The organism is Actinomadura latina NBRC 106108 (assembly GCF_001552195.1).
GTDB lineage: Bacteria > Actinomycetota > Actinomycetes > Streptosporangiales > Streptosporangiaceae > Spirillospora > Spirillospora latina.
On the sequence record NZ_BCQS01000003.1, the window covers coordinates 990499 to 1013874 of the forward strand.

Consider the following 23376-nt stretch of genomic DNA (forward strand, 5'->3'; position numbering starts at 1 on the left):
CTGCTGAGCCGACCAGCCGGCTGACCGGCCGGGCTGACCGGGACGGTCAGAAGCCGCCGAAGTCGCCGCCCCCGCCGAAGTCGCCGCCGCCGAAGTCCCAGCCGCCGCCGATGTCGCCGCCGCCGTCGCCGAACCCGCCGCCCATGCCGCCGCCCCAGCCGAGGCCGGGACCCATCATCGAGCCGAGCATGGTGCCGACCATCAGGCCGCCGAGCAGGTCGAACCCGCCGTAGCCGTAGTAGTAGCCGCCGGCGTAGGGCGCGTACCCCGGGCCCGCGTTCCAGTACGGCTGCCGGGCGCCCCGGTACGGGACCATCCGGATGTCCGGGTCCGTCCCGCGGGTGACGGCCGCCGCGTCGGCCGCGCACGCCGGGACGGAGCGGGCGCTGCCGCCGGGCGGCGCCCACACGACGTCCTCGACGGACGGCCCGTGCTGCGGGTTGAAGAAGCAGGGCGCACGCCGTTCGGGCACCGGTTCCCCGGCCAGCCGGGCGCGGGTGGCGGTCATGTAGTAGCGGCCGTCCTCCAGCGCGGTCGTCACGGACTGCATCTCCCGCGGCCTCGCGGCGCGCTCGGTCGACTGCTTGGCCTGGTCGTAGGAGTTGAGCGCACGTTCGTAGTCGGCGCGGATCGCGGGGTCGAGGTCCGTGTCCATGACGTTGAGGTCCAGGCGGGCGATGTCCTCGCCGAGGAGGGTCACGTCCTCCTGCACGCCTTCCTTGAGGTCCTCCATCTCCTCGGCCTCGCGGGCCTGGCGCCGCTTGCGCGAGGTGAGGAACAGGCCCACGGCGCCCGCCACCAGCAGCGCGAGCACACCGAGCACGACGTATCCGACGACCGCGCTGGACGCGGCGTTCTCGTCGACCTTCTTCTCGGCGCGGTCGCCGAAGTCGATCAGCCGCTGCTTCAGCGGCTGGCCGTTGGTGCGGGTGACGATCTGGTTGATCTCGCCGGCGTCGAGCTTCTTCGAGATCGCCGCCATCCGGCTGCCGTCGGCGGTGATCGCGACGAACGTCTCGCCCTTCCCGACCCGCTGCGCGACGGCCGGGAGCAGCTGCCTGACCTGGTCGCCCGTGGCATTGTTGCTGATGACCATGGCCCGGATGTCGGCGTCCCCCTCACCGGCGAGGCTCTGCTTGATCTGGTTCTGATCGGCGGACGACAGCACGTTCCCGGCCTCGCTGGTCACATAGAGCCGCGAGTGGATGAGCCCGTTGGCGATCTGCCCGACGGTGTCCGCCGCCGCTGCGGGCACCGCCACCACCGTGCCACCCGGCTGGACACCGGCCTGCGCCGCGCCTGCCTGGAATCCGGCGGCCTGGAGCGTGGTCGTTCGGAGTGTGCCGGAGCCGGTCGGGGAGGGCTGCCCGGCGGCGTGGGCGGGGGCGGCGAGGGCGAACGCCGGCACGGCCACGGCGCCGATGATCGCCGAGACGGCGCCACGGCGTGCCGCCCGGATGGCCCGCTTCTCGGTGCTCATATCTACTATCTGCCCATATGAACGGCCTGATGCCTCGTCCGTGAGACGGATTTTCGGTCGTCCTCTATGGGGGCCGGCACCCATGCCGGGGCGCGGCCCCGCCCGCGGCGGGGCGGGGCCGGCCGCGGTCAGCTGTCCTTGATCTCGCAGATCACGGCGCCGGCGGAGACGGTCTGCCCCACCTCGGCGGACAGGCCGGTGAGCGTCCCGGCCTTGTGCGCGGTCAGCGGCTGCTCCATCTTCATGGCCTCCAGGACCACGATCGTGTCACCGGCCGCCACGGTCGCGCCGTCCTCGACGACGATCTTGACGATGGTGCCCTGCATCGGGCTGACGAGGGAGTCGCCGGACGCCTGCGCGCCGCCGCCCTTCCTGCCGCCGCGCCGCTTGGCGGGCTGCGCCTTCCCGGCGGCGCCCCCGCCGGTCGGCGCGGCGCCGAACCCGGCGGGCAGGACGACCTCGATGCGCTTGCCGCCGACCTCGACGGTGACGCGCTCGCGCTCGCCGTCCTCCGCCTCGTCCCCGGCCGGGACGTGCTCGAACGCCGGAATCCGGTTGTCGAACTCGGTCTCGATCCACCGGGTGTGGACGCTGAACGGCGTTTCGTCGTCCGCTGGGACGAACGCCGGGTCGTCCAGCACCGCCCGGTGGAACGGCAGCACCGTCGGCATGCCGTCGATCACGAACTCGGCGAGGGCGCGGCGGGCCCGCTCGACGGCCTGCCGCCGCGTCGCGCCCGTCACGATCAGCTTGGCGATCAGCGAGTCGAACGCCTGCGGGACGGTCTGCCCCGCCTCGTAGCCCGCGTCCAGCCGGACGCCGGGGCCGGTCGGCGGCTGCCACGCGGTCAGCGTGCCGACGGCCGGCAGGAACCCGCGGCCCGCGTCCTCGGCGTTCAGCCGGAACTCGATCGAGTGGCCGCGCAGCTCAGGGTCGCCGTAGCCGAGCTCCTCGCCGTCGGCGACGCGGAACATCTCGCGGACGAGATCGACGCCCGCGACCTCCTCGGTGACCGGGTGCTCGACCTGCAGGCGGGTGTTGACCTCAAGGAACGAGATCGTGCCGTCCTGGCCGACGAGGAACTCGCACGTCCCCGCGCCGACGTACCCGGCCTCCTTCAGGATGGCCTTGGACGAGCTGTACAGCAGGTCGAGCTGCTCGTCCGACAGGTACGGGGCCGGGGCCTCCTCGACGAGCTTCTGGTGCCGGCGCTGCAGCGAGCAGTCGCGGGTGGAGACGACGACCACGTTGCCGTGCTTGTCGGCCAGGCACTGGGTCTCCACATGCCGGGGCTTGTCGAGGTACCGCTCGACGAAGCACTCGCCGCGGCCGAACGCGCCCACGGCCTCGCGGACGGCGGAGTCGTACAGCTCGGCGACCTCGTCCAGCTTCCGGGCGACCTTCAGGCCGCGCCCGCCGCCGCCGAACGCCGCCTTGATCGCGATGGGCAGGCCGTGCTCCTCGGCGAACGCGACCACCTCGTCCGCGCCCGACACGGGGTCCTTGGTGCCGGCCACCAGCGGCGCGCCGACCTTCTGCGCGATGTGCCGGGCCTGCACCTTGTCGCCCAGCGCGGTGATCGCGGCGGGCGGCGGACCGATCCAGGTCAGCCCGGCGTTCTCCACCGCCGCCGCGAAGTCGGCGTTCTCGGCCAGGAACCCGTAGCCGGGGTGGACGGCGTCCGCGCCCGCCTCCTCGGCGATCCTCAGCAGCTTCTCAATGTTCAGGTAGCTCTCGGCCGCCGTCTGCCCGCCCAGGGCGAACGCCTCGTCGGCGACCCGAACGTGCAGCGCCTCCAGATCGGGCTCGGCGTACACCGCCACACTCGCCAGCCCCGCATCACGGCAGGCACGGGCTATACGTACCGCGATCTCACCGCGGTTGGCGATCAGGACCTTGCGCACGTGGGTCTCCTCCCTGAACCTCGCAGGCAGTCTAGATAACCGCCGATCCAGGTTTTCGTAAGCCCCTCCTTATTGGGGCCCAGGTCCCATATAGCGGGAGGTCTCGCGTGATAACGGTCTGGTGACCGGGGGAGCCCGGCCGCGCCGCCCGCCGTCTCATGGAGCGACCCGCGAGCCGAGTGGTACGGGTCGGGAGGAGTGGTCGTGGCCAACAAGGAGTCGTCCGCCGACAAGATCCGGTCCGCGGGCAGGAACCGGGTCTCGGGGCTCGGCAAGCCCCGCCGGCGCACCGCCGTCATCGCCGCCGTCCTGCTGGTCGTCGTCGGCTGGCCGGTGCTCAGCGCCCTGTTCGGCGGGTACGAGCGGACCAGCGGCGGCGAGATCGCGGTCGTCCGCAACGGCGGGTTCTTCGACAACAACAGGATCCGGCAGGTCATCGACCCCGGCTCCGGGCGGGTCTGGATCGGGCTCTACTCGCAGGTCCACAAGTACCCCGCCCAGCAGCGCTTCTACACGATCACCTCGGACGCGCGGAAGGGCGACGAGACCGGCGTGGACGTCGTCACCGTGCCGAGCGCCGACGGCGTCAACATGGGCATCGAGGGGACGCTGTACTTCACCCTCAACCAGGACCACAAGACCCTCCGGGACTTCGACGACAAGTACGGCACGCGCAAGTTCCGCAGCGCCGGCGGCGAGATGTACAACGTCTACGACGGCGACAAGGGCTGGTCCGCGTTCCTCGACCAGATCGTCCGGCCGGTGATCGACAACGACCTGCGCAGCCAGATCAACAGCTTCCGCTGCGCCGAGCTGGTCTCGTCCTGCGCCCTCGTGCAGAACTCGTCCGCGCAGCCGAAGAACGTCCAGGCCGTGGGGCAGAAGGCGCAGAGCAACAACGCCAACATCGCCAAGGTGCAGAACGCGATCAACACGAGCCTGGCCGCGGACCTGGAGCAGACGCTCGGCGGCAGGTTCGTGACCAACATCCACTTCAACCTCGTCCGGGTCACCCTGCCGTCCAAGGTGCAGGACGCCGTGGACCGCGCCCAGGCCGCCTTCGCGCAGGTCAGCGAGGCACAGGCGAAGGTCGCCACGGCGAAGGCGGAGGCCGCGGCGAACAAGGCCCGGCAGAACGGCTACAACAAGTGCCCGACCTGCGCGAGGATCGAGGAACTGAAGGCGCTCCCGCAGGGCATCACCGTCTACGCGCCCGGCAACCCGAACGGGCCGCTCCTGCGGGGCAACTGACGGAGGCCGATCGTGCGGTTCCTGATCGTTCTGGTGGCGCTGGCGGCGGCCGCCGCGGTGGTCGTCCTGCTGATGTACGCGTTCGCCGACCGCTCGGCCGCCGGCCGGGCCGCGCTGGAACGCGGCGCCCGGTGGGAGGCGCACACCGAGTCGTCCGGCGGCGTCACCACGGTCGTCGTCCGGCAGGTCTCCCGGAACGACGCCGGAGACCTGCTCGCCGAGGTCGGACGGCAGACCGTCGCGTCCATCCCGGACGGCGATCCGGAATGGGAGGAGCGCTATCACGAGGCGATGGCGCAGGCCCGTTCCCGCGTCGCCGCACTGCAGAGCGAAGCGGACTGACCTGCCATTTCCCGGAAAAGCCCCCGCCCCCTTCCGCGGGGGCGCGGGCCTTCGGGTGAAAGCACGCCCTCCGCACCGCGCCGGCCGGTGTACCCTCGGCTCGAATCTGCTCGCACATGATCAGCGGGAGACGCCGATGGTGCGCCCCTGGCTCGCCCTGGCGGTCGTGCTGGCGGCCTGCCTGGCGGCGCCGTCGTCCAGCGTCCGGCGGGAGAGTCCCGCCGTCGAGGACTACGTCACCCGGCAGCTCACCGCCGTCGCGAGCACCTTCCTGGAACGCCGCTCCCAGGCCCTCGTCCCGAAGCGCGACCGGGACCGCTGCGACACGCCGACGGAGGTCCTCGGCGTGCGGATCTCCCCGACGCTGGCGCGCTCGCAGGAGCGCGCCCTCCGGGAACTGGAGGCCAGCAGCCGCGCGCCCGTCGAGGGCGGCCCCGCCTACACCGGCGCCCGCACCCGCCTCGACCCGGCGCGCGCCGTCCGGTCCGGCGACCGGATCACGCTGGAGGCGGTGGAGCACACCGAGGTCCGGTACGGCGGCGGCAAGGTCGTCCAGTCGGTCCGGCGCCGGTTCGTGTTCCGGACGCGCGGCGAGCAGATCACCCTGGTCGCCGAGCGCGTCCTGGACCCGGACGCGCACCCGGTCAACGACCCCGTCAGCACCGACCGCTGACCGTGCTTTCCGCCTGAAAACGTTCTGAAATTCCCTTGACGGGCAGTAAGTAAGCTCGTCACAACCCCGCCGTGGCCACATCCGGACATCCCGAGATGGCGGGATTATGGCCGTTTCAGCGGACGACGGACGAGGCAAACCTGGATTGTCGTGAGAGATGGGGCGTAAGCTGACGCCATTCTTTCCCGTACCACGGCAAAACGTTCGGCGATCAGCGACGAAAGGGCCGGAGCGATGGGTGACAAGCGCGGCGCCAACCTGGGCGAACTCGAGGAACTGTCCCGCATCTTCAGCAAGCACTCCCGCAACCTCGATGCCCTGATCAAGGACCTCAACGGCCGCACCGTCAGCAGCAGCGCCGCCTGGTGGGGTCCCGGCGCCGACCGCTTCCGGAGCGCCTGGGCCGAGGCCAAGACGGCCTTCGACAAGATGGCCCTCGCCCTGGAGCAGGGCAGCCAGGACATCCGCAAGTCCCAGCAGAACATCGAGGCCGCCACCCGCTGACCTCCCCGAGCCGCGGGTCCCGGCCCATCCCCCCGAGGCCGGGACCCGCATCAGCTTCCATCCCCGGCGTCCCCCGCAGCCGGCTCCACGCCAGAGGGATCCCGTGAGCAAGCCGTCACCGCTGCAACTGCAATTCCTCCTCGGCCATATCCAGCTGCTGTCCGACGAGCACTGGCACCTGCTCACCGCCTCCCGCCAGGCCATGGACGACCACGCCTGGGTCGGCGGCGGCGCGTCCCGCGACTTCGCGCGCAAGCTCGACGAGAGCGACGCCGCCTTGCACGCCGAACTGCGCAAGGCCCTCCAGCTCCTCAGGGACGAGCTGAACCGCAACCCGTTCGGGACGAGCTGACATGGGCGACACCTGGCTCGACCCGAACACCTGCGGCGTGAAGCTCGCCGAGTTCGAGCACATGACCCGGCAGATGACGCAGGCCGCCCCGAAGCTCGCCGAACTCGCCGACAAGCTGTGGCAGGCCCTCAACACCGCCCAGGTCAGCACGGCGCCCGCGATGGAGATCAAACGCATCGCCGCCTGGGCCAACGAGGCCGCGTCCGACCTGCGCCGCCGCAACCAGCTCGCGCACGACCTCGACCGGCAGAAGCTCGCCTTCGTCGTCTGCCGCCAGGACGGCGACTACCTGAAACTCCCCGACCGCTACACCGACCAGGTCGGCTACGCAGCCGGCCGCCGCAGCGCCGGCCTGTTCCGCCGCGCGGCCTCCGGTGACCTTGAAGCCAAAGCCGCTCTGCGCCGCCTGCGCCCGGAGGACATCACCCCGATGTTCGCCAAGGGCCTCCTGGAGGCTCTCGGCCCCGAGGCGCTCCTCAAGCTCCCGATGGACCTGACGCTCCCGCTTGCCGCCGACGTCCGGCAGCACCGCGAAGGCGTGGACGCCCACGCCGCCGAGACCCGCGCGACCCTGGCCCTCCTGGGCCGCAGCCTGGCTCTGGCCACCCGTCCCGACACGAGGGCCTACCTGGGCGACGACTACCTTCGTGCCCTCACCGCGGCCGGACGCAAGAACTTCCCGCCCCTCAGCGCCCCGCCGAACGGCACGTCCGGCTACCAGTCCCTGACGGCTCTCCTCAGTGCCGCCGGCGACACCCGCTTCTCCGCCCACTTCATCGAGGTCGTCGGCAGCGACATGATCGCCTACGACAGCCGGCTCCGGAAGACCCTCGGCCAGGAGCCGCGCCCCACCCTCACCGGCAAGGCCGGCCTGGGCAACGCCCTGAACCCCACCACGACCAAGGTCGTCCCGGACGACCGCAAAACAGACTTCCTGGCACCTCTGCTCACCGCCGCCGCCCTCGCCGGCAAGGAGGCGTCCCAAGCCCTACTGACCCACGTCTACATGGGCCCGTTCCAGGAGGGCACCGACCCCAACTTCAAGGGCACGACACTCCAGTACCTCCTCCACGACCGCCGCCCCACCTGGGGCCTCACCGACCACGGCGCCGCCCTGGGCCAAACCATCCAGACCGCCGCCACGGGCCAGGACAAAGAGTCCACGGACCTCGCCTTCGAGGCGGCGAAGATCCTCACAGCCGATGCCCGCAAGAACTTCGTGGTCAAGAACGGGGTCCTTCAGATCCCGGAGCAAGGACCGTTCGACGCTCTAGGACACGGTGAACTGGGCGACGCGATCGCTCGCCCGAAGCACTTCGACGAACTCTCCGGCCTGCGCCCCGCCATGGCGACGGTCCTTGTCGCCCACCTGGAGAGACTGCACGACATCGTGCGGCTCTCCGACTACACCAAGAGATCCGGATCTACGGGACTGACCGGCCAGGATCTCGACTACCTCCTCCTGGACCTGACACGGGACGCGAGTGCCTACGAACACCTCCTCATGGGGCAGATCGCCCACGCGAAGCTCGCCGTTGACCGGGCGGTGGCCAAGAACGGTGATCTCTCCGGTGCCATCACTGACGAGAGCCGGATGTTCGGTCACCTCCTGGAAGCCCGTCACCAGACGGTTGGTGCCGAAGAAGGACGCCTCGCCGAAGACCTCAACCGCATGCGCAAGTACGTGGGTTTCTCCGTCGGCCTCGTCCCGCTCGCCCCGGCAATGATCGCCGAGCGTATCCCAGGCGGGGGGAAGGCTGCCGAGGCGGCCATGCTCCAGCTCACCGGAAAACTGACCGATGTCGCGGCGAAGAGACTGGCGGACAAGGCCGATCAGACGATCCTGGCCTCGACCACGGAGACAGAGGCCGTCGAGCAATTGTTCGATCAAATGATCCTCTCCTCGATGGTGGCCAACGGACGTCTCGACGGTCCGGATCTGGCTGGACAGCCGTTTGCCACGAAGGGTCCTCACCCCAGGGTTCGGCCTATCGAATCGATGAGCGAATCCGAGTTGGAGAGGTTTCTGTTTTGGGCCGAGAGTAGATTGCACCTGGGGGATATTGCCGGTGATGTTCAGGATAGGATACGGAACGGGCGAGAGAAGACCGCCGGGCATTACAAGGGCTCGGATGGTAAGAGCGTGATTCCGAGCCCTCAGCGATGACTTCGGTGCGGAGCGCCCTGGGGCTTGTTCTGGCGATCACGATGGTGTTCGTTGCGGGATGTCATGGCGGTTCGCGGAAGCCGAATCAACCTCCTGACGTGCGGCCCGTTGCGGACGGTGCCCCTTACCTTTGTGACCTGGTGCCAGAGTCCGCCTTTCGTCGGGCGACGGGGGTTACCGGCCCGCTGAAGAGTGACTGGGGTAAACCGCGGACAAATGATGGGCTCTGTCTGGCGCGGCCTCCGAAGGGTCCTGCTTCGCTGGGTCTCGAGTGGTCATATGACGGCGGGGAGAAGATTCTGCGGACGCAGCGGGAGAACTGGACTCACCGGTCACCTCATCAACTCCCGCCCGAGTTGGGGCGCGGGCTGGCCGGATACCAGGCGTCGGGTGGCCTCGATGGGCTTCCCAACTATGTGATCGCGTTGTTCCGGTGCGGGAAGAAGAAGCCGTGGATCAGTCTCGGTTTCGTTCGGGTGGTGCGAGGGCGGGATGCGGTGCAGGACATGTTTGACTTCATGCGAATTGCCGAGAAGCGGTTCGGGGAGATTCACAAGTGCACGCCGAGGCCGTCATGAGTAGGGGGCCCGCTCTCGGGGTTGCCGAGTTCGAGCGACGGATCCGGTGTGCGGTGTGGGGGACGGCCGTCACCATGGCGTTGACCGGGTGGACGATGGCGCCGTGGGTCGACGCAAGCGGCACGAGCTACGTGCTTTGGGAGTTGGCCGCAGTACCGGAGGTGGACGGGCCGGGTAGGGCACTGCCCTTGCTGATGATGGTCACCCTGCTGCTGGGGGTGGCGGCGAGCGCGGCGGCAACACGCTCACTCTCTTTGGCGGCGTGGCTGGTCGGCTGCGTCACCGTTGTCTCGACCTTCGCGTTCTCCTTCGACCCGGGTGACAAGTACGACCTCGGATACGGCGCCCACTATGCGGTGACGCTCTCCCTCGCGTACGTGGTGGTGTTCCTCTGCGTGTGGCGGTCGGCGAAGGGGAAGCCTCCGCCGGAGAAGGTGGCCCGGTGGATGGATCCGTCATTCGGGACGGTCGACGAGCGCGGGCGGCGCGGATGATCAGCCGGTAGGGGTCACCCGCCGGCGTCCTCCTGGGCCACGGTGCGGGAGTCAGGGCTTGAGGCGGGCCCAGACCCATTTGCCGCCGGCCGGGTCGGGGGTGTAGCCGCATGAGGCGGCGAGGGCGGCGACGATCGGGAGGCCCCGGCCGCCGTTGTCGTCCCAGTGCTCCTCCGAGACGTCCAGTGTGTCGAGCGTCATGTCGGCCATGGGGCGGATGCACGGGACTGCCGGGCTGGTGTCCCATACGGCGATGAGGACGCCGGCGATGTCGTGGCTGCACTGGTAGCGGATCTCCTTGCCGGGCGTGGCCGCCACGGCGTTGGCGATCAATTCCGAGGCGATCAGGAATGCATCGTCCGAAATATGTGCATAGCCCCATTTGTCGAGTCGCGAGCGCGTGAGCGTTCGCGCCAGGCCGGGAGCCGCCTTCGATGCCAGAATGGGCATCACCAGGCAGTCGGGCGTTGTGATCATGGCCGGGCCTTTCGCGCTGCTGTTTCTATGTTTCTCCTCCAAGGATGGGCAGCTGCGGCTATCTTCTTGTGTATCTCCGAAAATCGGAAACACGGGAGGTTGTGTGGCTCGCGTCAGAGACCCCCTCGACCCCAAGATCTCGCTGTGGCATTTTCTGGCCTATGCCCTGCGCTTTGAGCGCGAGAAGCACGGCCTCTCCCTGGCCCAGTGCGGAGAGATCATCAGTGCCGCTCGCTCGACTGTTTCCAACATCGAGGCGGGCAGGCTCAAGCTCGGCGATGACCAGGCCAGAAAGCTCGACGTGCGGTACAACACCCCGCGCATGTTCGAGCTGCTGATCTTCTTCGCCAATACGTCCCATGATCCGGATTGGTTCCGGCAGTACACCGAGTACGAATCCAAAGCCGAAATCATCCGGATCTACCAGGGGCAGGTGATACCCGTCCCATTGCAGACAGAGGACTATGCGCGAGCGTTCCTTACCGTGGCCGGTGTCAAAGACGTCGACCGAGCGTTGGCGGCGCGGGTCGCTCGGCAGGACGTGATCTTCGAGCGTCCGAATCCGCCCGTTCTACTCGTTCTGCTGGATGAGGACGCCATAGATCGTCCAGTGGGCGGAATCGACGTGATGAGGGCGCAACTCCAGCAACTGCTTGATCTCGGTGAGCGGCCGGATGTGATCATCCGTGTCGTCCCCAGGAGGGTGGGAGCGCACATCGGCCTCAACGGGCCGTTCCAGGTCATGAGCCTCGAGGCCGACGTCGCATACATCGGTGCCTTCCATGGTGGGCGATTGGTCCAAGATCCTGTGGAAGTGCGGGAGCTCGCCGTAGATTTCGAGATGATCGGGGCGAAGGCGCTGAGTGAGGACGCGTCCAGGACCCTGATCTTTGAGATCATGGAAGGTTTCTCATGACGATCTACTGGCGCAAGAGTTCCCGCAGCGGAAGCGCGACCGATGAGGCGTGTGTCGAGTTGGCCGCGTTGCCCGGGGGAGTCGGGGTCAGGGACTCCAAGGATCCGGACGGCGCACGGCTGGTCGTGAACCGGACCCAGCTTGGAAGCCTGTTGCACGCGATCAAGGAGGGGACCCGCGACCGGGCCTGACGGGGAGCAGCGGCCGGTTTGGGGGCGAGAGACTCCTTCCAAGACCGGCTGGCTCGATGGGGGTTAGTCGGTGCTGGTGGGGGGTGGGAGGGCTACCTGGATTTGGGTGGTGACTCCGGTGGCCACGAAGAGGCCGCGGCCCGTGGGGCCGCCCAGGGGGGCGTTGCGGGGGAGGCGGAGGCCGAACAGGTCGCCGTCGTCGGGGGAGTCGATGGACAGCAGGACGCCGGACCGGGAGCGGCGGGTGTCGGACAGGAAGCCGCGGTAGCCGCGGCCCAGGTCGGCCGTGGTGCCGCCGATGACGACGGCGTGCTCGCCGTCGCGGGCGGTGCGGAGGACGTCGCGGAGGGCGTCGTCCAGGTCCGTTTCGTCGAGGAGTTCGGCGTCGTCGACGATGACGGCGTAGCGGTGCTCGTCGCCGATGGCGTCGGCGAGGTCGTCCGGGTCGGCGTCGGAGGTGAGGAGGCCGAGGACGCCGGGGCGGCTGGCGAGGAGGCGGAGGGGGGAGCGGCGGGGTGTGACCAGGACCACCGGGACGAGGCCGCCGCCCACGGACGGGTCGAGGAGCGAGTGGACGATCGTGCGGAGGGTGGTGGAGCGGCCTGAGCGGGGCGGGCCCGCGACGGCGAAGCCGGGGCCCTCGTTGAGGAGGTCGACGCCGACGGGGGCGAGGGTGTCGCCGCCGACGCCGACCAGGGCCCAGAGGGGGGACGGGGCGGTGAACTCCGGGTCGAGCGACATGGCCTCGCGGTAGGTGACGCGGACCGGCAGTTCGTCCACGTGGAGGGGGCGTTGGCGGCGGGGGAGGCGGCCGTAGCGGGAGACGCAGGTGCGGGCTATCTCTTGAAGTACCGCCACCTGGGACGTGCCGGACGGGTCGTCCCCTAGCAGGCCCACCTGGGATTCGCGCGGGGGTGCGCCGGGGACGGTCGGTTCCAGGGCGCGGCCGGGGGGCATCGCGGCGGGGGACCTGCTTGTCCTGGAGGCCGCCGTAGCCGTAGTCGTTCGGGTCGGCCATGCGCAGGAGGAGGCGGCGGTCGAAGACGGTGGAGACCTGTCCGCCGAGGCCGGAGCGGTCGCCGGTGAAGACGGCGCGGAGGCCGACGGCGGCGCCCTCGCGCAGGAGGCGGATGACCTGGTCGACGAGGCGGCCGTAGTCGTAGTGCTCGAACGCGCCGACGAAGCCCTCCCAGCGGTCGAGGAGCAGCACCATCCAGGGGAGGCGGTCGGTGGCGGCGACGGCGGTGCGCTGCTCGGCGAGGGACGCGAAGCCGGCCTCGGCGAGGAGCTGCTGGCGGCGGGCGACCTCGGCGGTCAGCGCGGTGAGCAGGCGCTCGCAGCGGTCGAGCTGGTCGCGGGTGACGACGGCGCCGCAGTGCGGCAGGGAGATCAGCGGGAGCAGCGCGTTCGCGCCGCAGTCGATCGCGTACAGGTGGGCGTCGTAGGGGGAGCAGGACACCGCCAGGGAGCCCGCGATGGTGCGCAGCGCGGTGGATCGGCCCGACTGGGCGGACCCGGCGAGGTAGAGGTGGCCGCCGGACGCGAGGTCCAGCGCCAGTTCCTCGCGGGACTGGACGGCGGGCAGGTCGGTGATGCCGAACGGGATCGGCGGGACGTCCACGACGGAGCCGCCGGCGGCGGTGCGGGGGGTGAGCCGCACCTGTTCGGGCAGCGGGTTCAGCCACGGGGACGGCTGCCGGCCGATGCCGGCGCGGCGGGCGGCCTCGTCGATCGCCTGGACGAGGACGCCCAGGTCGGTGGCCATGGTGGAGTCGTCGGCGGCCTCGCGGGGCGCGGGCAGCGGGTGGCCGAGGCCCTGCCAGGGGAGCGGGAGGATCGTCGGGCCGCCGGCGGCGGCGGTGCCGGGGCGGCGGCCCCCGATCCGCGCGGACTGGACGGCGTGCGGCGACGACACGCCGGAGCGGACGTAGCACCGGCCGGGGGTGGACTTGGAGATCTGCGCGGCGTCGGGCGAGTCGAGGACGTCGGTGGATTCGTCCGGGTCGGTGACGCGCAGCGCGATCCGCAGGTTGGTGTTGGCGCGGATGTCGGCGGTGACGACACCAGCGGGACGCTGCGTCGCGAGGATCAGGTGCACGCCGAGGGACCGGCCGCGGCGCCCGATGTCGACCAGGCCGGTGACGAAGTCGGGCAGTTCGGTCACCATGGCGGCGAACTCGTCGATCACGAGGACGAGGCGCGGCATGGCCGGCAGCCCGGGGTCGGTGATCCGGACGTCGTTGTAGTCGTCGACGTCCTTGGCGCCCGCTTCGAGCAGGATCTCCTCGCGGCGGCGCAGTTCGGCGGCGAGGGATTCGAGGGCGCGTTCGGTGGCGTGCCCGTCCAGGTCGGTGACCATGCCGACGGTGTGCGGGAGGCGGGCGCAGTCCTTGAACGCGGCGCCGCCCTTGTAGTCGATGAGGACGAAGGTCATCTCGTCCGGGCGGTTCGCCACGGCGAGTGATGCGATGAGCGTCTGCAGCAGTTCCGATTTGCCCGCACCGGTGGTTCCCGCGATGAGACCGTGCGGGCCGTCCGTCCGGAGGTCGACCTCGTAGGGCTGTCCTGAGCCGAGCCCTATGGGGACGCGGGTGGTGCGCCCGCCCGTCCGGCTCCACGACTGGAGGACGTGCTCGGCCGTGGGCTCGGGCATGTCGAGGACGTCGAGAAGCCGCACGTCGGCCGGAATGGAGTCTTCGGCGTCCTCGCGGGACACGTCCCGGACGGGGGCCAGCGCGCGCGCCACCCGGTCGGACCACGTCGCTGAAACCTGGTCGGCGACCACAGGACCGACGGCTTCGAGCCCCTGACCTTGGAGCCGGATGAGCGAAGGCCATTGCGGCTCCCACGCGGCGACCGCCTGGCACTCTTCCGGGAGGAGACGTTCCTCGTCGTCCACGCAGATGGCGTAGAGGCCGTATTCGGCACCTCGTGACAGGAGCATCGGCATGCCGGGTATGCGACGCAACGCGCGCGCGCCGTCCAGCACGATCAGGATGTTGTACGGGACGGAAGGCCCCCCGGCCTGCCCGAAGAACGGCGATTCCGACTGTGCGGCACGCCGCCGTTCCGTCAGCCGGATCGCGAGTTCGGTGACGCGGTGCGCGGCCGATTCCGGGTCGGTGCCGACGAGGGCGACGCAGTCCTCGCCTTCGCGCGGCGCGCAGTGCGGCAGCCAGCGCACCCAGTTCCACTCGGTGCCGGCCCGCTGCTCCGCGGACAGGACGACGATCGCCAGGTCGCGGGGGCTGTGCAGGACGGCGGCCTGCGCGACCAGCCACCGCGCCAGTCCGCGCGACGCGTGCCGCGGGCCGGTCAGCCCGATGACGCCCAGCTCGCCGAGCGGCAGCGCCACCGGGACCTGCCGGGCGGCCGGAATCGGCACGTCGCCGGGCTCGCCGGTCAGCTCGATGCGGGCGGGCAGGTCGGCGAGGCCGACGCGCAGGTGCAGGACGTCGGCGTCGTCGCGGCGCCGCTCCCACAGGCGCCGCCGCGGCCCGGTCGCGGTGAGCAGCACCTCGGCGGGGTCGGGGTGCAGGGCGCGCCGCTCGGCCTCGTCCGCGCGCCGCAGCCGCTCCATCTCGCCGTCGAACTCGCCCGATTTCTGGTGGTAGTCCTTCAGCGCCTTCTTGTACGACTTGCGGCCGTGCAGCCGGTCGCCGATCCACTCGCCGACCGTCATCACCGGCCACGCCAGCGCGAACAGCGCCCACCACCACTGGCCGAGCGCGAACGCCATGACGAGCCCGAACGCCGAGAACAGCAGGGCGCCGAACAGCCGGAGCCGCTCGCGTGGGTTCCGCTCGGGGCGCTTCGGGACGTCCAGCGTCCGCGCGTGCCGCGCCGGGCGCAGCCGGGGCGGCCGGTTGAACGCCAGGCCGCCCTCGGGCAGCGGCTCCAGGTGGGTGTCGGGCGCGGCGCTCGGCGCGAGCGTCAGCACGCTGCCGCCCACCGACAGCATCCCGCCCACCGGCCAGATCGTCTTCGCGCCGAGCGGGGTCCCGTCCAGCGCGGCGGAGCTCTGCATCGTCATCGCGGACGGCTCGACCTCGACGGCCTCCCGCCCGACCGTGAGCCGCAGGGACCGGGCCGGGACGGACGGGTCGTCGAGCACCACGTCCACGTCCCGCCCGGACCCGATCGTGCTGGTGCCGAGGCCGAGCCGGTGCACCGACCCGGCCGCCGGGCCGCCGGCGACCCGCACCTCGACGAGGCCGGTCGGCTCGGCGAGCACGGTGGCGGCGGCGCCGCGCTGCTCGACCGCCACGACGGCGCCGTCCCGCAGTTCCTTGACGGCGAGGGCCTGCGGGTCGAGCATCCGGCCGTCCATCCACAGGGCCTTGCGCGGGCCGTGCCCGTCCCTGACCCCGTCTTTCGCGAGGAGGGCCGCCTTGGAGAACCGGGGCGCCAGGGCCGGCGCGGGGCCGTCCAGGGTGGCGGCGAGCGACTGCGCGACCCCGCCCACGGTGACCTCGGAATCGACATTTATCACAACATCGCGAGGTCCTCCGCCGGTCAGCGCCGTGAACGAGATCCGCATCCGAGCCTCCGACGTCCGATGGTCGATCGGAGCCAGCTTAATTACCCACGCCTTCCGACTTCCGGTAGGCGGCGACGATCGTTTTGAGGGCGTCGTCCATCGGCGTCGGAGCCATCCCGAACGTCGCCTGAAACGCGGAAGAGTCGAGAATGTACGGCTTGTCGAACTGGTAGCGGGTTTCCCGCAACTCCTTCAGCATCGGCGAGACCAGCCCGAGCGCGCTGAACGCGGCGCGCGGCACCTGGTGGACCCGCGGCGCCGGCGCGCCGGCGATCGCGCACAGCCGCTCCGCGACCTCCAGCGTGGACACGGCCGGGCCCGTCGGGACGTGCCACGGCCGGCCCCACGCCCGCTCGTCCGTCCCCGCGATGGCGAGGGCCTCGGCGACGTCCGGCAGGTACGTCCAGGCGTGCGGGACGGACGGGTCGCTGAAGTACGCCACCCGCTTGCCCGCCAGCAGCGGCTTCACGAACCGCGTCTCGCCGATGTACGCCTGGTCGGTGCTGCGCGGCCCGTAGTAGTCGGACGGGCGGAGCTCGGTCATCCGGATGCGCCCGGCCCTGTGCGCCGCGAGGGCGTCCTCCCACATCCTCGCCCGCACCCGGCCCTTGGTGCCGGGCGCGGAGAGCGGCAGGTCCTCGGTCATCGGCCCGTCCACCGGCCCGTACACGTACAGGTTGCTCAGCGTCACCAGCACCGCCCCGGTGTCCTCGGCGGTCCCGAGGAAGGACGACGCCATCGGCGGCCAGTCCTGCGCCCACCGGTGGTACCGCGGGTTCACGCAGTTGTAGAGCGCGTCGGCTCCCTTGGCGACGTCGGTCAGCCGGGCCTGGTCCGCGACGTCGGCGGCGACCCGCTCGACCCCTTCGGGCCCCGACCCGGACCGCGTCACGACGACGACGTCGTGCCCCCGGCGGACGAGCCGCTCGGCCAGATGCGCTCCGACCTGCCCGGCTCCGACGATCACGTGCTTCCCCATGGTCTCTCTCCTTCTCGCTGGTTCCCGTGCGCTGTCAGGCGCGGGTTTCGAGGTGGTCCTTCAGGGCGGCCAGGCGGGTCTCGTGGCCGGCGCGGAGCTTGTGCGGCGGGTAGACGCGGTGGACGAGCGGGCCGTCCAGCGATTCCTGGACGGTGACGCGGGTGCGGCCGTCCTCCTCGGCCAGGACCAGGCGGTCCACGGCCCGGTAGCGGGCGAGGAAGGAGCCCGTCCAGCTCAGCTCGCGGCCCGGGTCGACCACGGCGAACCGGGAGCGCAGCGGCGTGCCGTTCTGGGTCCAGCGGAACTCGCGGCCCGGTTCGACGGCGTCCAGGGCGCGCAGCCGGAAGCCGGGCGCCCAGGTCTCCCAACCGCGCAGGTCGGCGAGGACGTCCCAGACCCGGGCGGGTGAGGCGTCGATCAGGACGCTGGACGTGTTGGTGACGGGCGCGGACTCGTCGATCCGGCCGCGCAGCGCGTACTCGTCGTGCAGGGTCGCCAGGCTCGGCATGACCGCCTCCTTGTGGTTCAGTGCTCCACTATGAGAGCAATGCTCTCTCCAGAGAGCGGCGATGTCAAGAGCAGCGCTCTCGATTTTGTGCGTCGCTCTGCTAATCTCGGACCATGAGCGCAGGTCGTACGGCACGGGAGCGGGTTCGGGCGGAGCTGATCCGGGAGATCACCGGGATCGCGAGACGGCAGCTGGCGACGGCGGGCGCGGCGGGGCTGTCGCTGCGCGCGGTCGCCCGCGAGATGGGCATGGTGTCGTCGGCGATCTACCGGTACTTCCCGAGCCGCGACGACCTGCTGACCGCCCTGATCATCGACGGCTACAACGCCGTCGGAGAGGCCGTCGAGCGGGCCGACGCGAAGGCCGCCGCAACGGCCGGCGCGAAGGCCGGCGCAGACGACGACTTCGCCGGACGGTGGCTGGCCGTGTGCAGGGCGGTCCGCGAGTGGGCGCTCGAGCATCCGCACGAGTACGCCCTGCTGCACGGCTCGCCGGTGCCCGGCTACAAGGCGCCGCAGGACACCGTCCCCGCCGCCATCCGCGACACGGTCGTCTTCACGCGGATCATCTCCGAGGCCCATGCCGCGGGCGCGCTCGAACCCGCGGGCCCGTGCCCTCCCCCGCCGCCTTCGCTCGCCGAGGACTTCGCCCGCGCGCGCGCCGCGCTGACCATGGACATTCCCGACGACGTGATCGCTCGGGCCTTCACCGCATGGTCCGGTCTGTACGGAACGGTCAGCTTTGAATTGTTCGGGCAATTCAACAATGTGATCGAGGAGCGGGCCGCCTACTTCGACCACTCGATGGCCCTGCTCGGCCGCCTCGTCGGCCTGCGGCCGTGACGCCGGGGGCCCTCCGGAGGTGTCCAGCATGTGGTCAGTGACGGATGTGACTGGTGGTAAGTAGTCATGTGATCAACGAATTCGCAGGTCATCGCGGTACGCCCGGATACGGAACGGCTTCACTCCACCGAATCCATTGACGGGACCTTGCCGCCCCCGCAAGCATGGATCGCTCGGTGTGCGCGGACACCGTCCGACGGGGTCCGCGAGAGGGCGGGAAGGAGCGCGTGGGCAGCGCGATGAAGGCCAACCAGTCGACCGTCTCGGGCGGTGGCGCGGCGGGGTCGTCCGGCGGGACGGCGGGGCTCGGCCGATCGGGGCTCGGCACCTCGGGGGGCCAGCGGCTCCCCAGTTCGCCGCGCGAGCGCAAGCCGGCGCTGGCGGCGCTCGCGGTGCTGCTGATCCTCGGCGGCGCCCTCGCCAGCGCCTACCTCGTGGTGGCGAGCGGCGAGCGGGTGTCGGCGATCCGCGTCGCGCAGCCGGTCGCGGCCGGGCAGCAGATCCCGGCGAGCGCCCTCGAAGAGGTGCAGATCGGTGACACCGGGATCCAATACCTCAGCTGGGCGGAACGGGAGAAGGTGACCCGGCACATCGCGGCCGTCCCGCTGGTGCAGGGCGCGCTGCTGACCAACGGCATGATCAGCCCGGAGACCGCGCCGCAGAACGGCCGGGTGATCGTCGGGCTCGCGCTCAAGGCCGGCCAGATGCCGTCCGGCAAGGTGATCGAGGGCAGCCACGTCGCCCTCTACGCGGTCGGCGGCGGGCAGAACGGCGGCCCGCGCGCCGGGACCGTCCTCGCCCAGGACGCCGTCGTGGTCGGCATCGGCGCCGCGGACGACGGCGGCCCGACCCGGCTGCGCTCCGACCAGACCAGCGTGGACGTCGCCGTCCTCCCGGCGGACGCTGCGCAGGTGACGCAGGCCGCCTCCGCCGGAGCGGTCGCGCTCGCGCTCATACCGCCCGGGACGAAGGTGGCCGCGCAGCCCAGGCAGGGCGCCGAGCAGCCGTCCGGCGGCGGCGTCGAACCCGTACCGGGCGGCACACCGAATCCTGGCGGCACACCGAATCCGGGCGGCACGCAGGGCCAAGGCACGGGCGGTAACTGACGGTGGCACTCATCGCGCTCGCGGCCGACAAAGGGGCGCCGGGCGTCACGACCGCGGCGGTCGCGCTCGGCGCCGTGTGGCCGCGTCCCGTGCTGGTCGCGGAGTGCGACCAGGCCGGCGGCGACCTCGTGTACCGGCTGCCGGCCGCCCCGCCGGACGGCGGCGACGGGGACGGCGGCATGCTCAACCCGTCCCGCGGGCTGCTCAGCCTCGCCGCGACGGCCCGCCGCGGCCTGCGCCCCGACCAGGTCGCCGAGCACTGCCAGCGGCTCGTCGGCGGCCTGGACGTGCTCGTCGGGCTCACCAACGCCGAGCAGGCGCAGGCGATGACGTGGCTGTGGGGGCCGCTCGGCCGCGCGTTCGCCGGCCTCGCCCCGGTGGACGTGCTCGCCGACTGCGGGCGGCTCGGCGCGGGCACCCCGCTGACCGAACTGCTGCGGGAGGCCGACATGGTCGTCCTGCTCACCCGCGCCACCCTCGAACAGGTCGCCCACCTGCGCGAACGCGTCAGCGCACTGACCGAGGAGCTGCGCGGCGGCCCGCCGATCGGGGTGCTCGTGCTCGCCGACCCGCGCGACTTCCGCGGCTCGATCGCCGAGGTCGACCGCATCATCGCGGGAGCGCGGAACCGCGGCCAGGCGCCCGACCCGGCGCAGGGCCCGCCGCCGCCCGGCGTGACCGTCCTCGGCGGCCTGGCGCTCGACCCGAAGGGCGCCGACCTGCTGTCCGGCCAATGGGGCGGGCGGCTGGACCGGTCGCTGCTCATCCGGTCGGCCCGCGAGGTTGCGGCCGACCTCACCGGACGCCTCGCCCCCGCCCCGCCCGCCGAGGCGCCCGCGCAGGTTCCGGTCGGGGCGCAGCGGGAGGGGAGGCACTAGATGGACCACGGGCTCGTCAAACGCCTCCGCCAGGAGGTCGGCGACCGGCTGGCGCAGCAGCGCCGGCTGGACGCGGCGAACGGGCTGCCGTCGATGTCCGGGGAGGACGAGCGGCAGTTCGCCCGCGCGCTGATCGGCCAGGTGCTGGAGGAGTTCGCGCGCGGCGAGATCACCTCCGGGCGCCGCCCGCCGAACGCCGAAGAGGAGGAGGCGCTCGCCGCCGGCGTGCACGCGGCGCTGTTCGGCGTCGGCCGGCTCCAGCCGCTGCTCGAAGACCCCGAGATCGAGAACATCGACATCAACGGCTGCGACCGCGTGTTCATCGGCTACGCCGACGGGCGCGAGGTGATGGCCGAGCCGGTCGCCGAGAGCGACGAGGAACTGGTCGAGCTGATCCAGATCCTCGCCGCCTACAGCGGGCTGTCGTCGCGCCCGTTCGACACCGCGAACCCGCAGCTCGACCTGCGCCTCCCGGACGGCTCGCGCCTCTCGGCCGTGATGGACGTGACCGTCCGTCCCGCGCTGTCGATCCGGCGCGCCCGGCTCGGCAAGGTGTTCCTCGCCGACCTCGTCGGCAACGGGACGTTCTCCCAGGAGATCGGGCAGTTCTTCCGCGCCGCCGTCCTCGCCCGGAAGAACATCATGCTCGCGGGCGCGACGAACGCGGGGAAGACGACGCTGCTGCGCGCGGTCGCCAACGAGATCCCGCCGAACGAGCGGCTGATCACCGTCGAACGCGCCCTCGAACTCGGCCTGGACGCCTTCCCCGAGCTGCACCCGAACTGCGTCGCGTTCGAGCAGCGCCTCCCGAACTCCGAGGGGCAGGGCGCGATCTCGATGGCGGAGCTGGTCCGCCGGTCGCTGCGCATGAACCCGTCCCGGGTGATCGTCGGGGAGGTCCTCGGCGACGAGATCGTCACGATGCTGAACGCGATGACGCAGGGCAACGACGGGTCGCTGTCCACGATCCACGCGAACTCGTCGGTGGAGGTCTTCAACCGCGTCGCCACGTACGCGATCCAGTCGGAGGAGCGGCTGCCGGTCGAGGCGACCCACATGCTGATCGCGGGCGCGATCGACTTCGTGGTCTTCATCGAGAAGCGCAACGAGTACGCGTCCGGGGGGCGGCTGCGCCGCTTCGTGTCCAGCGTCCGGGAGGTCACCGGCGTGGACGGGCGGGTCCTGTCGTCGGAGGTGTTCGCGCTCGGCCCGGGCGGGTTCGCCGTCCCGGCCGCGCCGATCTCCTGCGCCGCCGAACTCGCCGAGCACGGCTACGACCCGTCGGCCGGGGGCGGTTGGTGATGTACTCGCCGGACCTCCTCCTCGCCATCGTCGCGGGCGCCGTGGCCGGCGGCGGCTTGCTGCTGCTGATCGCCGCGCTGCGCGGGCTGCCCGCCCGCACGAAGCCCGCGCGCGGGCGCAGCCGCGAGGACCTCGTCCGCACCCTCACCACCCGCACCGCCGTCGCCGTCATCGTCGGCTTCCTCGTCCTGATCGTGACGCAGTGGCCGATCGCCGCCGCCGGCACCGGCGCGCTCGTCCTCGCCTGGAACGGGCTGGCGGGCGGCGCCGCCGAGGAGCGCCGCGGCATGGCGCGGCTGGAGGGCCTCGCCGCCTGGACGGAGTCGCTCCGCGACACGATCGCCGGCGCCGTCGGCCTCGAACAGGCGATCCCGGCCTCGCAGCGCGCCGCCGCGCCCGCCCTGCGGCAGCCGCTCCGCGACCTCGTCGACCGGCTGCACACCCGCGTCCCGATGCCGGAGGCGCTGCGCCGGTTCGCCGACGACATCGACGACCCGTCCGCCGACCTGGTGATCGCCGCGCTGATCCTGAACGCCAAGCTGCGCGGGCCCGGCCTGCGCGACATGCTGAGCGCGCTCGCCACGTCCGCCCGCGCCGAGCTGGACATGCGCCGCCGCGTCGAGGCCGACCGGCGCGCCACCCGGCGCAGCGTCCGCATCGTCGTCGCCGTCTCCGTCGGGACGGCCCTCGCCCTCGCCGTGTTCAACCACTCCTACGTCGAGCCGTACGACGACTTCCTCGGGCAGCTCGTCCTGTGCATCGTCGTCGCCCTGTACGGGGCGGCGTTCCTGTGGCTGCGGCGGCTGTCGCGGTACGAGCTGCCGGGACGGTTCCTCAGCGAGCCCCGCAAACCGGCCGAGCCGGGCGTGCCGGGCGAGGTGCCGAGCACGGTCGCCGGCTGGCAGGGCAGGAAGGCCCAGGAGCCCGCGCCGCGCGGCCGGCACACCACGGACGCCGGCGGGGGTGGCGCGTCGTGAACGCCGCGATGATCGCGGGCGCCGTCGCCGGCCTCGGCCTCTACGTCCTCGTCCGGGCGCTGTTCCCGGCCCGTCCCGGCCTCGCCGCCCGGATGGCCGCGCTCGACGCGGCCCGCCGCCGCGACCTGGAGGAGCAGCAGCTCGGCCGGATGTCTCCGACCCTGGAACGGGTCGGCGGCATGCGCGCCCGGATCGGACGCGAGCTGGCCCGGTTCTGCGAGTCGCGCGGCTGGCGGCTCCGGTCCGTCCGCGCCGACCTCGCGATCACCGAGCGGTCGCTGGAGGCGTACCTCGCCACGAAGTTCCTGCTGCCCGCCGGCGCGCTGCTGTTCGTCCCGCTGATCGTCGCCTACTTCACGCTGCTCGGGCTCGGCTCGTCCGTCGCCGTCCCCGCGTGGATCTGCGTGCTGTTCGCCGTCCTGTTCTTCTTCTTCCCCGACATGCAGCTCCGCCAGGAGGCGCAGGCCCGCCGGCAGGACTTCCGGCACGTCGTCGGCGCGTTCCTCGACCTCGTCTCGATGAACCTCGCGGGCGGGCGCGGCGTCCCCGAGGCGCTGATGACCGCGTCCAACGTCGGCGAGGGCTGGGCGATGCACCGCATCCGGGACGCGCTGTCCAACGCCCGCATCACCGGGCAGACGCCCTGGCAGTCGCTCGGCCGGCTCGGCGAGGAACTCGACATCGCCGAGCTGCGCGACCTCGCCGGGGCGCTCGCGCTCGTCTCCGACGACGGCGCGCAGATCCGCAAGTCGCTCGCCGCCCGCGCCGCGTCCATGCGCAGCCGGGAGCTGTCGGAGCTGGAGGGCAAGGCCGGTGAGCGCTCCCAGTCGATGCTCGTCGCGCAGCTGTTCCTCTGCGCCGGATTCCTGATCTTCCTCGCCTACCCGGCCCTGATGCGGGTGCTCGCGTCATGAC

General features: G+C 71.6%; 21 protein-coding genes. 15 read left to right on the forward strand and 6 right to left on the reverse strand.

Going from position 1 to position 23376, the window contains the following annotated elements; genetic code table 11:
* Positions 1 to 46: 46 nt before the first annotated feature.
* Positions 47 to 1480, reverse strand: a complete 1434-nt coding sequence (locus AL2_RS05520; RefSeq protein ID WP_210748182.1) for a hypothetical protein — start codon at positions 1478 to 1480, stop codon at positions 47 to 49.
* A gap of 128 nt (positions 1481 to 1608) precedes the next feature.
* Entirely contained in the window at positions 1609 to 3384 is a 1776-nt protein-coding gene (locus AL2_RS05525) for an acetyl/propionyl/methylcrotonyl-CoA carboxylase subunit alpha (RefSeq protein WP_067629802.1), read from the reverse strand.
* A 204-nt stretch (positions 3385 to 3588) separates the two neighbouring features.
* Here AL2_RS05525 and AL2_RS05530 point away from each other — a divergent pair, with 204 nt between their 5' ends.
* The 7 genes from AL2_RS05530 to AL2_RS05560 all read left to right on the forward strand — a co-directional run bounded on the left by AL2_RS05530 (position 3589) and on the right by AL2_RS05560 (position 9745).
* On the forward strand, positions 3589 to 4635 hold the full coding sequence (locus AL2_RS05530; protein WP_245666341.1) for an SPFH domain-containing protein: 1047 nt from the start codon (positions 3589 to 3591) through the stop codon (positions 4633 to 4635).
* Positions 4636 to 4647: 12 nt separating this feature from the next.
* Positions 4648 to 4977, forward strand: a complete 330-nt coding sequence (locus tag AL2_RS05535; RefSeq protein ID WP_067629805.1) for a hypothetical protein — start codon at positions 4648 to 4650, stop codon at positions 4975 to 4977.
* Positions 4978 to 5113: 136 nt separating this feature from the next.
* The gene (locus AL2_RS05540; RefSeq protein WP_067629808.1) at positions 5114 to 5650 is read left to right on the forward strand and encodes a hypothetical protein; all 537 of its coding nucleotides are present in this window, start codon (positions 5114 to 5116) and stop codon (positions 5648 to 5650) included.
* A 234-nt stretch (positions 5651 to 5884) separates the two neighbouring features.
* The gene (locus tag AL2_RS05545; RefSeq protein WP_067629811.1) at positions 5885 to 6154 is read left to right on the forward strand and encodes a WXG100 family type VII secretion target; all 270 of its coding nucleotides are present in this window, start codon (positions 5885 to 5887) and stop codon (positions 6152 to 6154) included.
* A gap of 103 nt (positions 6155 to 6257) precedes the next feature.
* Positions 6258 to 6506: a hypothetical protein gene (locus tag AL2_RS05550; RefSeq protein WP_067629814.1), complete on the forward strand. Its 249-nt coding sequence runs from the start codon at positions 6258 to 6260 to the stop codon at positions 6504 to 6506.
* A gap of 1 nt (position 6507) precedes the next feature.
* A complete protein-coding gene (locus tag AL2_RS05555) occupies positions 6508 to 8673 on the forward strand; it encodes a hypothetical protein (RefSeq protein WP_067629817.1) in 2166 nt (721 codons plus the stop codon).
* Between the two features lie 556 nt (positions 8674 to 9229).
* On the forward strand, positions 9230 to 9745 hold the full coding sequence (locus AL2_RS05560; RefSeq protein ID WP_067629820.1) for a hypothetical protein: 516 nt from the start codon (positions 9230 to 9232) through the stop codon (positions 9743 to 9745).
* Between the two features lie 51 nt (positions 9746 to 9796).
* On the opposite strand, the gene AL2_RS05565 is transcribed toward AL2_RS05560, so the two are convergent.
* Complete coding sequence (locus AL2_RS05565; protein WP_157438011.1) at positions 9797 to 10222, reverse strand: ATP-binding protein; 426 nt, start codon at positions 10220 to 10222, stop codon at positions 9797 to 9799.
* Between the two features lie 103 nt (positions 10223 to 10325).
* Here AL2_RS05565 and AL2_RS05570 point away from each other — a divergent pair, with 103 nt between their 5' ends.
* Together AL2_RS05570 and AL2_RS05575 are read left to right on the forward strand one after the other, a co-directional pair.
* Complete coding sequence (locus tag AL2_RS05570) at positions 10326 to 11138, forward strand: helix-turn-helix domain-containing protein (RefSeq protein ID WP_067629827.1); 813 nt, start codon at positions 10326 to 10328, stop codon at positions 11136 to 11138.
* Positions 11135 to 11329 carry a DUF397 domain-containing protein gene (locus AL2_RS05575; protein WP_067629830.1) on the forward strand — a complete coding sequence of 65 codons (195 nt, stop codon included), beginning with the start codon at positions 11135 to 11137 and terminating at the stop codon, positions 11327 to 11329. Before AL2_RS05570 ends, AL2_RS05575 begins: the two co-directional genes overlap by 4 nt.
* Here the strand turns inward: AL2_RS05575 and AL2_RS05580 are convergent.
* From AL2_RS05580 to AL2_RS05590, 3 genes are all read right to left on the reverse strand, one after another.
* On the reverse strand, positions 11301 to 15821 hold the full coding sequence (locus AL2_RS05580) for a type VII secretion EssC family protein (RefSeq protein ID WP_245666343.1): 4521 nt from the start codon (positions 15819 to 15821) through the stop codon (positions 11301 to 11303). The genes AL2_RS05575 and AL2_RS05580 overlap by 29 nt on opposite strands.
* 85 nt (positions 15822 to 15906) lie before the next feature.
* Entirely contained in the window at positions 15907 to 16848 is a 942-nt protein-coding gene (locus AL2_RS05585) for an NAD-dependent epimerase/dehydratase family protein (protein WP_067629834.1), read from the reverse strand.
* 34 nt (positions 16849 to 16882) lie between these two features.
* A complete protein-coding gene (locus AL2_RS05590; RefSeq protein WP_067629837.1) occupies positions 16883 to 17356 on the reverse strand; it encodes an SRPBCC family protein in 474 nt (157 codons plus the stop codon).
* A gap of 113 nt (positions 17357 to 17469) precedes the next feature.
* Here AL2_RS05590 and AL2_RS05595 point away from each other — a divergent pair, with 113 nt between their 5' ends.
* The 6 genes from AL2_RS05595 (at position 17470) to AL2_RS05620 (ending at position 23375) form a co-directional block, all read left to right on the forward strand.
* Positions 17470 to 18198: a TetR/AcrR family transcriptional regulator gene (locus tag AL2_RS05595; RefSeq protein ID WP_067629844.1), complete on the forward strand. Its 729-nt coding sequence runs from the start codon at positions 17470 to 17472 to the stop codon at positions 18196 to 18198.
* A 227-nt stretch (positions 18199 to 18425) separates the two neighbouring features.
* Positions 18426 to 19304, forward strand: a complete 879-nt coding sequence (locus AL2_RS05600) for a CpaB family protein (RefSeq protein ID WP_067629851.1) — start codon at positions 18426 to 18428, stop codon at positions 19302 to 19304.
* Between the two features lie 2 nt (positions 19305 to 19306).
* Entirely contained in the window at positions 19307 to 20182 is an 876-nt protein-coding gene (locus tag AL2_RS05605; protein ID WP_067629854.1) for a hypothetical protein, read from the forward strand.
* A complete protein-coding gene (locus AL2_RS05610) occupies positions 20183 to 21484 on the forward strand; it encodes a TadA family conjugal transfer-associated ATPase (RefSeq protein ID WP_067629857.1) in 1302 nt (433 codons plus the stop codon). It begins immediately after the preceding gene.
* Complete coding sequence (locus tag AL2_RS05615) at positions 21484 to 22461, forward strand: type II secretion system F family protein (protein WP_067629860.1); 978 nt, start codon at positions 21484 to 21486, stop codon at positions 22459 to 22461. The genes AL2_RS05610 and AL2_RS05615 overlap by 1 nt, the downstream gene beginning before the upstream one ends.
* Positions 22458 to 23375: a type II secretion system F family protein gene (locus AL2_RS05620; protein ID WP_067629862.1), complete on the forward strand. Its 918-nt coding sequence runs from the start codon at positions 22458 to 22460 to the stop codon at positions 23373 to 23375. Before AL2_RS05615 ends, AL2_RS05620 begins: the two co-directional genes overlap by 4 nt.
* Position 23376: the final 1 nt, after the last annotated feature.

Bases quoted from the DNA above. Each gene is read 5' to 3' on its own strand.
- AL2_RS05590 (WP_067629837.1), bottom strand. From the start codon at position 17,356: ATGCCGAGCCTGGCGACCCTGCACGACGAGTACGCGCTGCGCGGCCGG.
- AL2_RS05610 (WP_067629857.1), top strand. From the start codon at position 20,183: ATGGACCACGGGCTCGTCAAACGCCTCCGCCAGGAGGTCGGCGACCGG.
- AL2_RS05585 (WP_067629834.1), bottom strand. From the start codon at position 16,848: ATGGGGAAGCACGTGATCGTCGGAGCCGGGCAGGTCGGAGCGCATCTG.
- AL2_RS05520 (WP_210748182.1), bottom strand. From the start codon at position 1,480: ATGAGCACCGAGAAGCGGGCCATCCGGGCGGCACGCCGTGGCGCCGTC.
- AL2_RS05595 (WP_067629844.1), top strand. From the start codon at position 17,470: ATGAGCGCAGGTCGTACGGCACGGGAGCGGGTTCGGGCGGAGCTGATC.
- AL2_RS05615 (WP_067629860.1), top strand. From the start codon at position 21,484: ATGTACTCGCCGGACCTCCTCCTCGCCATCGTCGCGGGCGCCGTGGCC.
- AL2_RS05575 (WP_067629830.1), top strand. From the start codon at position 11,135: ATGACGATCTACTGGCGCAAGAGTTCCCGCAGCGGAAGCGCGACCGAT.
- AL2_RS05565 (WP_157438011.1), bottom strand. From the start codon at position 10,222: ATGATCACAACGCCCGACTGCCTGGTGATGCCCATTCTGGCATCGAAG.
- AL2_RS05555 (WP_067629817.1), top strand. From the start codon at position 6,508: ATGGGCGACACCTGGCTCGACCCGAACACCTGCGGCGTGAAGCTCGCC.
- AL2_RS05545 (WP_067629811.1), top strand. From the start codon at position 5,885: ATGGGTGACAAGCGCGGCGCCAACCTGGGCGAACTCGAGGAACTGTCC.
- AL2_RS05540 (WP_067629808.1), top strand. From the start codon at position 5,114: ATGGTGCGCCCCTGGCTCGCCCTGGCGGTCGTGCTGGCGGCCTGCCTG.